Raw genomic sequence first — 12,275 nt, 5'->3', positions numbered from 1 at the left:
ACGGAATTATGAAACCAGTTGAGATTTACACCTCTCCGCTATGCGGCTTCTGCCACGCGGCCAAACGCCTGCTGAAACAGAAAGGTGTCGAGTTCAAGGAAATCGACGTGCTGTTGCACCCCAAGCGCAAGCCCGAAATGATCAAGCGCGCGGGCGGCAAGCGCACCGTGCCGCAAATCTTCATCGGCCCCGACCATGTGGGCGGCTGTGACGACCTGTACGAGCTGGACCGTCAGGGCAAGCTGGACCGTCTGCTGGCGGCCTGATGAAAACCGCGCTGCTGCAAATCACCTCGTCGGACGACCCGGCTGCGAACCTGGAGATGGTTCGCGCCATGATGGCCGAGGCCGCAGCACAGGGCGCGCAGTTCATCCTGACCCCCGAGGTCACGAATTGCGTGTCCAACAGCACCACCCGGCAGCGCGAGGTGTTGCAGCATGAGGAAGACGACATCACGCTGGCCGGTCTGCGGGGGCAGGCCGCCGCGCTGGGCGTCTGGCTGCTGATCGGGTCGCTGGGGATCAAGACCCACGATCCGGATGGCCGCTTTGCCAACCGCAGTTTCATGATCGACCCTCAGGGGCAGATCGTGGCGCGATATGACAAGATCCACATGTTCGACGTGCAGGTCACGGAAACCGAGACCTTTCGCGAATCGAAAAACTATCGCCCCGGAGAACAGGCGGTTATTGCCGAGACCGATTTCGGCAAGGTTGGCCTGACCATCTGCTATGACATCCGCTTTCCTTACCTGCATGCCGCGTTGGCGCAGGCCGGGGCGCGTATCCTGACCGTCCCGGCCGCGTTTTCACCGGTCACCGGCGCGGCGCATTGGGAATCGCTGCTGCGCGCGCGGGCGATTGAATCCGGCTGTTGGGTCCTTGCCCCCGCCCAGACCGGCGCGCATCCAAAAACCCGAGGCAAAACCCGCCACACCCATGGCCACAGCATGGTTGTCGCCCCTTGGGGAGAGGTGCTGATCGACGCAGGCACCGATCCGGGCATTCACTTTTTCGATTTGGATGATAGTTCTGTGACAGAGGCGCGCCGGCGCGTGCCCTCATTGACTCACGTGCGGCCCTTCGAGGGGCCCTGACCCAGATCGGACCATGACGGACGAACACAATGCCCTTGCGGTCACGCTGTTCAGCGAAATTCTGACGGCAGACCAACTGTTGCGCAACCGGCTGAGCCGGGTGCTGCCCAAGGGCATGGAAATCTCGCATTTCTCGGTTTTGAACCATCTGGTGTTCGTCGGGGATGAGCGCAGCCCGGCGCAGCTGGCCAACACGTTCCACGTGACCCGAGGGGCGATGACCAACACTTTGGCCAAGCTGGAATGGGCCGGATACATCCACATCCGCCCCGACTGGGACGACGCCCGCCGCAAAATGGTCGCCATCAGCCCCGCAGGTCGCCGCGCGCGCGATCAGGCGATTTCCTCGATTGCCCCGTTAATCAACCGCGTGGTCGGAGAACTGGGGCTGGAGCGCGTCCGCAGCACCCTACCCGTGCTGCGTGATTTGCGGTTGCAGTTGGAGGGGGAGTAGGCGCGAAATCCGTTGCCCTCTGTGAGACCGAAGACTGGTGCGGTCGGGCGCAGGCAAATGTGATGCTTACATATTTTCCGGTCTTCTTGGGACCCAAAGAGTTGCTGTGCAACTTCTACCCTTGGGTTTGGAATCGATCAAATTTTTCGGAGTCTGATCTGCTTTTAGGCACCGGTTTGTATATTCACCTTACTCCTAAGATCAACGCATCTAGAAGCCGCCGCAAATCATTGGCCTCCATTTTTGGGTTGCCTTGCAAGCCAACTCCAGCCGCCGCCGCTGCGAATAGAAGACAGGATTCTATTCCATCCACGCCCTCGAATTCACCGCCATGGATAAGCCATACCAAATACTCACCTTTTACATCTTCATTAGTAGAACTTATTTTTCCAACGTTGCATCCATCGTTAGAAAGTTCGTGTGAAGCAAATGGTTCTGTCGTCTCCTCCGTCAGTTCTAATTCGACTGGTTTCACAAACTTGCCATCCGAAACTATCTCGGGGTCAATAAAGACAAAAAAATACAACGCCCTTACCAGATCATAGTCGTTCGAGTTCGAACCCAAGTACCGATCTGCTATTTCCTGAGTCGCCTCAGAGACTTTGGGATCGCTAATGTAGCCAAAAAGCGGAACGCCTTCATGTTCGTACACGAACACGCCCGCATTCTCTTCTGCTGTGGCTAGCGTGTTATTTAACAAGGTAGCAGCGGAAATTGCCGCACCAAAAAATATCGCGCGCCACGGCGCGTACCTTAAAGATCGAATCAAAAAACCTACCTCACCCCGGTTTCACACTCGCCGTCACATAATTCACGCTCAGATCCCGGTCCGAGATCGACCAGTTCCACAGGATCGGGTTGAAGACGAACCCCTTGCGGTCCACCGGCTCCATCCCGGCCTGACGCAGCAGGTCGAACAGCTCATCGGGGGTGATGAACTTGTTCCACTCATGCGTGCCGCGCGGCAGCCAGCGCATGACGACTTCGGCACCGAAAATGGCCATGGCATAGGCTTTCGGGTTGCGGTTGATGGTCGAGCAGATCAGTAAGCCACCCGGTTTCAAAAGTTGTTGCGATGCGGTCAGGAAACCCAACGGATCGGCCACGTGTTCGACCACCTCCATATTCAGCACCACGTCGAATTGCTCGCCTGCCGCCGCCATATCCTCGGCGGTGGTGTGGCGATAGTCGATGTCCAGCCCCGATTGCTCGGCATGGATGCGGGCGACGGGCAGGTTGCCCTCGGCGGCATCAGCCCCCACGACCTCGGCCCCCAGACGGGCCATCGGCTCGCTCAGCAGCCCGCCGCCGCAACCGATATCCAGCAGGCGCAGGCCCTGAAACGGGTGAGGAGACTTCAAATCTCTGTCAAATTCCCCGGCGATTTGTTGGGTGATATAATCCAGCCGGCAGGGGTTCAGCATATGCAACGGCTTGAATTTTCCGTTCGGATCCCACCATTCCGCCGCCATCGCCTCGAATTTTGCGATCTCGGATGGGTCTACCGTGTTCGGATGCGCTTGCATTCCTGTCTCCGTGTGCTCTTTTACGCTTAAGGACTATATAGGGCCGTAATGGATAAGTACCCGGACCAAAAGCGCGCAGTGCAATATCTTTACCCGCCGATCGACCCGTTCGATCAGCGGTTGGTCAGCGTGGGCGACGGGCATCAGATTTATATGGAGCAAAGCGGCAATCCCGACGGGCTGCCGGTGGTGGTGCTGCATGGTGGGCCGGGCGGCGGCTGTAGCCCGGCGATGCGGCGCTATTTCGATCCGCGTGTGTACCGGGTGATTCTGTTCGATCAGCGGGGATGCGGGAAGTCGCGGCCCCATGCCTCGGTCGAGAACAACACGACCTGGCATCTGGTGGCGGATATCGAACGGCTGCGGTCATTGCTGGATATCGACGAATGGACGGTGTTTGGCGGCAGCTGGGGGGCCACGCTGGCCTTGGTCTATGCGCAGACGCATCCGGATCGGGTCAGTCGGCTGGTGCTGCGCGGGGTGTTTCTGGCCACGCAGGCCGAGCTGGATTGGTTCTATGGCGGCGGTGCGGGCAAGTTCTGGCCCGAGCCATGGGCCAAGTTCACCTCATTGCTGGCCGAAGATGAGCTGTCGGACGCTATCCGGGCCTATAACAAGCGCCTGTTCTCGGGCGACCGCGCGACCGAGATTCTGTATGCGCGGGCGTGGTCGGCGTGGGAGAACGCGCTGGCATCCATTCATTCCAACGGATCAACCGGGGAAAGCCCCGGTGAATATGCGCGCGCCTTTGCGCGGCTTGAGAATCACTATTTCATCAACCACGCCTTTCTTAAGAAGGACGGGCAGATTCTGGATCAGATGGACAGGATCGCCCATATTCCGGGCCATATCGTGCAGGGCCGCTATGACATGATCTGCCCGCCTGAATCGGCCTGGAAACTGTCGCAGCGCTGGCCCAATGCCGAGCTGAAGATGGTGCGCCATGCGGGCCATGCCTTGTCCGAGCCCGGAATCAGCGCCGAGCTGGTGCGCATTATGGATCGCGTGGCGGAGGGTGTGGCATGACCCGGATGGACCGCCGCGCTCTGTTCGCCTCGGGTGCCGCTGCCGCGTTGTTGGCGGCGACGGGGGCGTCGCTGGCGGATACGCCGAAGGCGGGCGGGACATTGCGACTGGCGGTGCCGAGGGATGACAGTCTGGAACAGGTTGCACGCGGTGCCGTGTTCGATACCCTGACCGAGATCGCGCCGGACGGGACCTTGCGCGCCGAACTGGCAACCGGTTGGCAGACGGACGCAAAGGCGCAGGTCTGGACCTTTGATCTGCGTGAGGGCGTAACTTTTCATGACGGAACCGCACTGGATGTTGCGAATATTCTGCCGGTGCTGGCCGAGTTCGGGCAAACCGAGGCTTTGACGCCAACCGTTGTGCGTCTGGAACTTGCCGCCCCTAATGCCGGATTGCCATTCTTGCTGGCCGACAACCGGTTCGTGATCACCCGCAACGGCGCAGGAGTGACACCCCTGAAACAGGCCAACGGCACAGGTTGCTACCGGGTTGACCGGGCCGAGGATGACAGGAACTTCCTTGGGCGTAAGGTTTCAGATCACTACAAGACGGGCACGGCCGGTTGGGCTGACAAGGTCGAGGTCATCGTGATCCCGGATCCTGCCGTGCGCGCCGAAGCCTTGCGCGATGGCTATGTCGATATCGCTGCCATCCCCGCGCGCGATCACCTGCGCGAAAAGCGGGGCCTGCGGTTCTTTCCCAGTGAAACCGACATGTCGCTGGCCGTTGCGGCCCATGTCGGAATGCCGCGCCAGATCGGGCAACGGACGGGAATGGATGACGGGCGAATCGCCGAAAGGTGGTGGATGGCCTAGCCCGGCTACACCTCTTGCATTTTGAATTTGTGCTTAACTGTGCTATAACCTGCACATATTTTATTTTGTTATTTGTTAAGTTGGGAGTTTTCCCATGACCAAAGAGAGTCAGAAAACGATTACCATAATAGCGTTGGCATTGATCCTGGCGGGGGTCGTTGCCTATGCGATTGTGAACGGAAACAACGTCAATGTCCTGATCAGCAAAGACGGGAAGATGGAGTTCACAGCAAATCGCGGTCAGTCACTGATCGAGCTTTTGCATGAAGGTCTGGATCAGGTTGAACCTGCCGAGGGTGATACCGACGAGGAACTGAACCGAAAAGCATCAGAAAAGATGAAGCTGGCGGGCGCGCTCAGAACGCGGGGGTACTATAATATCCATGACCGGTCCCTTGGTGACGCAATCCGCGACCTGAACAAGGAAGACCCTTTATCAGAAGAGCTTCGCAGCGTGCTGTACAACCTCGAAGGTCCGTTTGCCTTGCCGGGAACGCTGCGCGGGGCTGACTCCCGGATGTGGCTGGCGATCTCGGATTTGTATGACGGGCTGACGGCTGAACCCAGCAATGACAGCCAGTTGTTTGCGACGCTCTATACCAACTTTATCCAGCAAGAGACGATTTTCAGCCCGTTCAAACATGTGGTGGCGGCCACGGCCGAGATGCGCGGCGAGGACGAGACCGGCGTGCCCCAGGTCTATTCCTGCCCGGACAGTTTCCTGACGCCGGGCACAATTGTTCTGGTCCGACCGCTGGGCAATACATCCAACATCATGGAACAATTCACCGTCAGAAAAGACCCGCTCCGTCATCCTTGCACGGCAACGTCGCCGTTCGAGGTTCTGTCCGGCTCGAAATTGAAGCTTGGCTTCAACAAGGCGGCCTTTGATCAGCTGTTTCCGCCGCCCCTGGCGCAGCCCGAACAGTTTCTGGGCGGGGGCAATCTGTCGGTGGTGATCTATCCCCGCAATACACAGCCGACACGGTTTGTCGGGGTAACGCAGTAGGAGATGGGAATGAACAGTTTCTTGCGTGTACTTGCGGTTTTCGCCGCCCTTCAGGCGATGGCCGTGACCAATGCGGTCGGCCAGACAACTCAGTGCATCTTTGATGGCGTTGTGCATGAAGAAGGGGATCGCGTTGGACCCTATACCTGTACCAACGGCAACTGGATTCTTTCAGACTAAGCATGGGCGGTGGATAAGAGGGTGCACCGGGGTTGCATTCTCTTATCTTGGCAGCTATATCGCACTCAACAGCGGCGTGTCGGGCTAGGGTCCGGGGCTCCACCGGAAAAGATCGACGGGCCGCGCGCCCGTTTTTTTGTGCCCGATTGAAGGGTAGAGAACCTGATGACAAACGACCTGATAGCCAAAGCTGCCATCGACCGGCGACTGGCCGAGATCATCACCCCCGTGATCGAGGATCTGGGGTATGAACTCGTCCGTATCCGACTGATGAGCGGCAAGACCACCACGATGCAGATCATGGCCGACAAGCCTGAGGGCGGTATCGAAGTGGACGACTGCGCCGAGATTTCGAACGCTGTCAGCGCCACGCTGGATGTCGAGGACCCGATTCTGGACGCCTATACGCTTGAGGTGTCCAGCCCCGGCATCGACCGCCCACTGACCCGTCTCAAGGATTTCGAGACGTTCGAGGGGTACGAGGCCAAGATCGAAACCGCCGAACTGATCGACGGCCGCCGCCGGTTCAAGGGCGAATTGGCCGGGATCGAAGGGGATGAAGTTCTGATCAACATCCCCGAGGGCGATGAGACCATCACCATCGGTCTGCAATTCGACTGGCTCAGCGATGCCAAGCTGGTCCTGACCGATGATCTGATCAAGGAAATGCTGCGCCAGCGCAAGGACGCCGGTGCCCTGAACGAAAACGCTTTCGACGAGATTGAGACCGAAGGGTCCGAAGAGGAGACGAACTGATGGCAATCACCTCAGCCAACCAGCTGGAGCTGCTGCAGACCGCCGAGGCCGTGGCCCGCGAAAAGATGATCGACCCCGGTCTGGTCGTCGAAGCGATGGAGGAATCGCTCGCCCGTGCCGCCAAGAGCCGCTACGGCGCGGAAATGGACATCCGCGTATCCATCGACCGCAAGACCGGCAAGGCGACCTTCACCCGCGTCCGCACCGTGGTCGAGGATGAAGAGCTTGAGAACTATCAGGCCGAGATGACCGTCGAACAGGCCAAGCAATACATGGAAGCGCCCGAAGTTGGTGACGTTTTCGTCGAAGAAGTTCCGCCGGTTGAAATGGGCCGTATCGCTGCCCAGTCCGCCAAGCAGGTGATTCTGCAGAAGGTCCGCGAAGCGGAACGCGACCGTCAGTACGAAGAATTCAAGGATCGTGCAGGCACCATCATCAACGGTGCGGTCAAGCGCGAGGAATTCGGCAATGTCATCGTCGATCTGGGCGGGGCCGAGGCCGTTCTGCGCCGCAATGACAAGATCGGCCGCGAAAGCTATCGCCCGAATGACCGCGTGCGCGCCTACATCAAAGAGGTGCGCCGCGAAGTGCGTGGCCACCAGATCTTCCTGTCGCGCACCGCGCCGGAATTCATGGCCGAACTGTTCAAGATGGAAGTGCCCGAAATCTATGACGGTATCATCGAGGTCAAGGCCGTGGCCCGTGACCCCGGTTCGCGCGCCAAGATTGCCGTGATTTCCTATGATGGGTCCATCGATCCCGTCGGTGCCTGCGTTGGTATGCGCGGCAGCCGTGTGCAAGCCGTTGTGAACGAGCTGCAGGGCGAAAAGATCGACATCATCCCGTGGAACGAAGATCAACCGACCTTCCTGGTGAACGCGCTGCAACCTGCCGAGGTCTCCAAGGTGGTTCTGGATGAAGAAGCCGGTAAGATCGAAGTAGTTGTCCCCGAGGAACAGCTGTCCCTCGCCATCGGTCGCCGCGGTCAGAACGTGCGTCTGGCCAGCCAGCTGACCAATCTGGACATCGACATCATGACCGAGGCCGAGGAATCGGCGCGTCGTCAGAAAGAGTTCGAAGCCCGCACCCAGCTGTTCATGGAAAGCCTGGATCTGGACGAATTCTTCGCGCAACTGCTGGTCTCGGAAGGGTTCACCAACCTTGAAGAGGTTGCCTATGTCGAGATCGACGAGCTGTTGGTGATCGACGGTGTCGACGAAGGCACCGCGCAGGAACTGCAAGCCCGCGCGCGTGACTTCCTTGAGGCGCAGGCCAAGGCCGCTCTGGACGCCGCGCGTGCGCTGGGTGCCGAGGACAGCCTTATTGAATTCGAAGGCCTGACACCCCAGATGGTAGAGGCGCTGGCCAAGGATGATGTGAAGACGCTGGAAGACTTTGCAACCTGCGCCGACTGGGAACTGGCCGGTGGCTGGACCACAGTCGATGGTGAGCGCATCAAGGATGATGGCGTGCTGGAGCCTTTCGGTGTGACACTGGAAGAGGCTCAGGATCTGGTCATGACAGCGCGCATCATGCTGGGCTGGGTTGATCCGGCTGAACTGGAACAGGCCGAAGAAGATGGCGACGTTGCAGAGGAGGAGGCCGAGGCCTGATCTCAGGGCCTCGGGTGGCTGACATGGGTCGCGGTGGCGTCCATAAGGATCGGTCCGAAGGGCCTGAGCGCAAGTGCATTGCCACGGGCGAGGTGCAGCCAAAATTCGGGCTGATCCGCTTTGTCACTGGCCCGGACGGTCAGGTCTATCCGGATGTCGCGGCGAAACTGCCGGGGCGCGGGGTCTATGTGGCGGCGGATCGTGCCGCTTTGGACAAGGCCGTTGGCAAGAAACTGTTTTCCCGCGGGTTCAAGGCGCAGGTCACTGTGCCCGCCGACCTGACCGCCGAGGTGGAAAAGCAGGTTGCGCGCCGGGTGATCGAGCTGTTGAGTATGGCCCGCAAATCCGGTGATGCGGTTGCGGGCTATGAAAAGGTCAAGACGTGGCTGGACCGGGAAGAGGCCCAGGTGCTGATTCAGGCCTCTGATGGATCGGGGCGCGGCAAGTCGAAACTCAGCACGCCGCACTTTGGAAAATACATCGGTTGGCTGACTGCGGATGAATTAGGGCAGGCATTTGGGCGCCAAACCGTGATTCATGCGGCCTTGGCCTCTGGCGGACTCGCCAAACGTGTTGTAGAGGAAGCGCAGCGCCTGCGTGGCTTGCGCGAAACGGATGACGGCGGCAGGGGCCGCACGGAAGGGTAAGAAGCTTTATGAGCGATAATGACGGCAAAAAGACATTGGGTCTTCGTGGCGGGGCACGCCCCGGAAATGTGAAACAGAGTTTCAGCCACGGACGCACCAAGAATGTCGTGGTGGAAACCAAACGCAAACGCGTGGTGGTCCCCAAGCCGGGTGCCAGCAAGCCGAGTGGCGGTGCAACGCCTTCGGGTGATCCGTCGCGTCGTCCGGCAGGAATCTCGGATGCCGAAATGGCGCGCCGGATGAAGGCATTGCAAGCCGCAAAGGCGCGTGAGGTCGAAGAGGCTGCCGCCCGCGAGGCTGCTGAAAAGGCGCGGGAAGAAGAACGCGCCCGCCGCCGTGCCGAGCAAGAGGCCAAGGAGCGCGAACAGCGCGAGGCCGAAGAACGCGCCCGCGCCAAGGCCGAGGAAGAAGACCGCAAGCGCAAAGAGGCCGAAGAGGCCGCCAAACGAGCGGCGGCTGCCCCGGCGCCGGAAGAACCCAAAGCGGCCCGGGCTCCGGCAAGCAAACCGGCCCCCGCAGCGACCCCGCGCAAGCAGGATCGCGAGCGTGAACAGCGCGGTCGCGGCAAGGGCCGTGACGACAACCGCCGTTCGGGCAAGCTGACTCTGGGTCAGGCCACGGGTGGCGAAGGCAACCGCCAGCGTTCGATGGCGGCGATGAAGCGCAAGCAGGAGCGTGCGCGTCAGAAAGCCATGGGTGGCACGGTCGAGCGCGAAAAGGTAATCCGCGACGTGCAGCTGCCCGAGGCGATCATGGTCTCGGAACTGGCCAACCGTATGGCTGAACGTGTGGCTGACGTTGTCAAATCGCTGATGCAGATGGGCATGATGGTCACGCAGAACCAGACCATCGACGCCGACACCGCAGAACTGATCATCGAAGAGTTTGGCCACAAGGTCACCCGCGTCTCGGATTCGGACGTTGAAGACGTCATCAAAGAGGTCGAAGACAGCGACGAAGATCTGAAACCGCGCCCGCCGGTCATTACCATCATGGGTCACGTTGACCACGGCAAAACCTCGCTGCTGGATGCGATCCGCGATGCGCGGGTTGTGGCAGGCGAAGCCGGGGGCATCACCCAGCATATCGGCGCTTATCAGGTGAAAACCGATGGCGGCACCACGCTGACCTTCTTGGATACACCGGGCCACGCGGCGTTTACGTCGATGCGTTCGCGCGGTGCTCAGGTCACGGATATTGTGGTCCTGGTTGTAGCCGCTGACGATGCGGTGATGCCGCAGACGATTGAGGCGATCAACCACGCCAAGGCGGCCGAAGTGCCGATGATCGTAGCGATCAACAAGGTCGACAAGCCAGATGCCAACCCGGACAAGGTGCGCACCGATCTGCTGCAGCACGAAGTCATCGTCGAGAAAATGTCGGGTGAGGTTCAGGACGTCGAGGTTTCTGCCATCACCGGTCAGGGTCTTGACGAGTTGCTGGAAGCCATCGCGCTGCAGGCCGAGATTCTGGAACTGAAAGCCAACCCCGACCGCGCCGCCCAAGGTGCCGTGATCGAGGCGCAGCTGGATGTGGGTCGCGGCCCCGTGGCCACGGTTCTGGTTCAGAACGGCACGCTGCGTCAGGGCGATATCTTCGTTGTGGGTGAGCAATACGGTAAGGTCCGTGCGCTGATCAACGACAAGGGCGACCGCGTCAAAGAAGCTGGCCCCTCGGTTCCGGTCGAGGTTCTGGGTCTGAACGGTACACCCGAAGCGGGCGACGTTCTGAACGTGACCGAGACCGAAGCGCAGGCCCGTGAGATTGCCGCCTATCGTGAGCAAGCCGCCAAGGACAAACGCGCCGCTGCCGGTGCCGCGACCACCCTTGAGCAGCTGATGCAGAAGGCCAAGGAAGACGAAAACGTCACCGAGCTGCCGATTCTGATGAAAGCGGACGTGCAGGGTTCTGCCGAAGCTATCGTTCAGGCGATGGAGAAGATTGGCAACGACGAAGTGCGCGTGCGCGTTCTGCACTCGGGCGTTGGTGCGATCACCGAAACGGATGTCGGTCTTGCCGAAGCCTCGGGCGCTCCGATCTTTGGCTTCAACGTGCGTGCCAATGCTTCGGCCCGCAACACCGCAAACCAGAAGGGTGTCGAGATTCGCTATTACTCGGTAATCTATGACCTCGTGGACGACGTGAAAGCAGCCGCATCCGGCCTGCTGAGCGCCGAGATCCGCGAGAAGTTCATCGGTTACGCCGAGATCCGCGAAGTCTTCAAGGTCACAGGCGTTGGCAAGGTTGCTGGCTGTCTGGTCACCGAAGGTGTTGCGCGTCGTTCCGCAGGCGTTCGCCTGCTGCGCGACAACGTGGTGATCCACGAAGGCACGCTGAAGACCTTGAAACGCTTCAAGGACGAAGTGGCCGAGGTTCAGTCGGGTCAGGAATGCGGTATGGCATTCGAGAACTACGACGACATCCGCGCAGGCGACGTGATCGAAATCTTCGAACGCGAAGAGGTCACCCGCACGCTGGATTGATCCGGTCTTGCATAAAAACCAAAAACAGCGGCCCGTTTGGGCCGCTGTTTTTGTGGAGCGCTGAGACCCTTTAGTGTTGATCTTGCGTGAGGTGCTTGGTCATGGAGACGGTGTTGGTGCTGCGGGACACCTCAACCCATCCCAGATGCTCGTACAGCCCAACGTTTTCGGGCATATCGACATGGGTGTTCAAACGCATCTCATCAAACCCCTGCCGTCTGGCCTCGGCTTCCGCAAGTTCGATCAGCTTCCGTCCCAATCCCTGCCCACCATGGTCGGGATGGACCGCCAGATTTGCCAGCTTGATGAAGCTGTCACTGGCAACAAGAACGATGCCGGCGATGACCTCATCGCCTTGCTCGGCGACCCAGACCTGATTATCCACAATGTCCTCGGCGCAGCCCTCGGAAACTTTGGGCAAGTCGGAGATCCTGTCGGCGTATTTGGCATAGGCCGCGTCAATGCAGGCTGCCAATCCAAGGGCATCCTTCGCTTGTGCGGGCCGTATGGTGGGGGGGTGAAGTTTCAATTCGTTGCGTTGGAGTTGTTTCAGTTGTCTGATGTCATAGCCTGAAAAGCGGGGATTTTGAAGCTGACCGTAGTTGTATCAAAAGATGTTGGAATGGGCTTTCCGCAGAGGATCCGCATTCGCCAATAAGAAACACAC

14 protein-coding genes are annotated in these 12,275 nt (G+C 59.6%); 11 read left to right on the top strand and 3 right to left on the bottom strand.

Annotated features, from left to right (window positions below; all coding sequences use genetic code 11):
* Positions 1 to 8 precede the first annotated feature (8 nt).
* Genes grxC through ACR0AC_RS17700 form a run of 3 tightly spaced genes read left to right on the top strand, consistent with a single transcriptional unit; the run spans position 9 to position 1,550 of the window.
* A complete protein-coding gene (gene grxC / locus ACR0AC_RS17710; protein ID WP_170455778.1) occupies positions 9 to 266 on the top strand; it encodes a glutaredoxin 3 in 258 nt (85 codons plus the stop codon).
* Positions 266 to 1,096: a carbon-nitrogen hydrolase family protein gene (locus ACR0AC_RS17705; protein ID WP_480875175.1), complete on the top strand. Its 831-nt coding sequence runs from the start codon at positions 266 to 268 to the stop codon at positions 1,094 to 1,096. Before grxC ends, ACR0AC_RS17705 begins: the two co-directional genes overlap by 1 nt.
* A 13-nt stretch (positions 1,097 to 1,109) precedes the next feature.
* The gene (locus ACR0AC_RS17700; protein WP_037313149.1) at positions 1,110 to 1,550 is read left to right on the top strand and encodes a MarR family winged helix-turn-helix transcriptional regulator; all 441 of its coding nucleotides are present in this window, start codon (positions 1,110 to 1,112) and stop codon (positions 1,548 to 1,550) included.
* Between the two features lie 184 nt (positions 1,551 to 1,734).
* On the opposite strand, the gene ACR0AC_RS17695 is transcribed toward ACR0AC_RS17700, so the two are convergent.
* Both ACR0AC_RS17695 and ubiG read right to left on the bottom strand, forming a co-directional pair.
* Complete coding sequence (locus tag ACR0AC_RS17695) at positions 1,735 to 2,319, bottom strand: hypothetical protein (RefSeq protein ID WP_480875172.1); 585 nt, start codon at positions 2,317 to 2,319, stop codon at positions 1,735 to 1,737.
* A 10-nt stretch (positions 2,320 to 2,329) separates the two neighbouring features.
* Positions 2,330 to 3,076 carry a bifunctional 2-polyprenyl-6-hydroxyphenol methylase/3-demethylubiquinol 3-O-methyltransferase UbiG gene (gene ubiG / locus ACR0AC_RS17690; RefSeq protein WP_480875169.1) on the bottom strand — a complete coding sequence of 249 codons (747 nt, stop codon included), beginning with the start codon at positions 3,074 to 3,076 and terminating at the stop codon, positions 2,330 to 2,332.
* A gap of 48 nt (positions 3,077 to 3,124) precedes the next feature.
* Between ubiG and pip the strand changes: the two genes are divergently transcribed.
* The 8 genes from pip (at position 3,125) to infB (ending at position 11,608) form a co-directional block, all read left to right on the top strand.
* A complete protein-coding gene (gene pip, locus ACR0AC_RS17685) occupies positions 3,125 to 4,102 on the top strand; it encodes a prolyl aminopeptidase (RefSeq protein WP_170738096.1) in 978 nt (325 codons plus the stop codon).
* Positions 4,099 to 4,920 (top strand): ABC transporter substrate-binding protein, encoded by an 822-nt coding sequence (locus tag ACR0AC_RS17680; RefSeq protein ID WP_480875165.1) that lies wholly within the window; start codon positions 4,099 to 4,101, stop codon positions 4,918 to 4,920. Before pip ends, ACR0AC_RS17680 begins: the two co-directional genes overlap by 4 nt.
* 94 nt (positions 4,921 to 5,014) lie before the next feature.
* Positions 5,015 to 5,929, top strand: coding sequence for a hypothetical protein (locus tag ACR0AC_RS17675; RefSeq protein WP_170455766.1), 915 nt, complete (start codon positions 5,015 to 5,017; stop codon positions 5,927 to 5,929).
* A gap of 9 nt (positions 5,930 to 5,938) precedes the next feature.
* Complete coding sequence (locus ACR0AC_RS17670; RefSeq protein ID WP_170455764.1) at positions 5,939 to 6,109, top strand: hypothetical protein; 171 nt, start codon at positions 5,939 to 5,941, stop codon at positions 6,107 to 6,109.
* Positions 6,110 to 6,274: 165 nt separating this feature from the next.
* The gene (gene rimP, locus ACR0AC_RS17665) at positions 6,275 to 6,865 is read left to right on the top strand and encodes a ribosome maturation factor RimP (RefSeq protein WP_170455762.1); all 591 of its coding nucleotides are present in this window, start codon (positions 6,275 to 6,277) and stop codon (positions 6,863 to 6,865) included.
* Positions 6,865 to 8,478 carry a transcription termination factor NusA gene (nusA, locus tag ACR0AC_RS17660; RefSeq protein ID WP_170738099.1) on the top strand — a complete coding sequence of 538 codons (1,614 nt, stop codon included), beginning with the start codon at positions 6,865 to 6,867 and terminating at the stop codon, positions 8,476 to 8,478. Before rimP ends, nusA begins: the two co-directional genes overlap by 1 nt.
* A gap of 23 nt (positions 8,479 to 8,501) precedes the next feature.
* Positions 8,502 to 9,125 carry an RNA-binding protein gene (locus ACR0AC_RS17655; RefSeq protein WP_480875160.1) on the top strand — a complete coding sequence of 208 codons (624 nt, stop codon included), beginning with the start codon at positions 8,502 to 8,504 and terminating at the stop codon, positions 9,123 to 9,125.
* Positions 9,126 to 9,133: 8 nt separating this feature from the next.
* The gene (gene infB, locus ACR0AC_RS17650; protein ID WP_170455755.1) at positions 9,134 to 11,608 is read left to right on the top strand and encodes a translation initiation factor IF-2; all 2,475 of its coding nucleotides are present in this window, start codon (positions 9,134 to 9,136) and stop codon (positions 11,606 to 11,608) included.
* Positions 11,609 to 11,678: 70 nt separating this feature from the next.
* On the opposite strand, the gene ACR0AC_RS17645 is transcribed toward infB, so the two are convergent.
* Positions 11,679 to 12,083: a GNAT family N-acetyltransferase gene (locus ACR0AC_RS17645; protein ID WP_480875156.1), complete on the bottom strand. Its 405-nt coding sequence runs from the start codon at positions 12,081 to 12,083 to the stop codon at positions 11,679 to 11,681.
* Positions 12,084 to 12,275: the final 192 nt, after the last annotated feature.

It is taken from the genome of Ruegeria sp. H7 (assembly GCF_056532945.1).
This window is presented reverse-complemented; position numbering and strand designations above follow the sequence as displayed.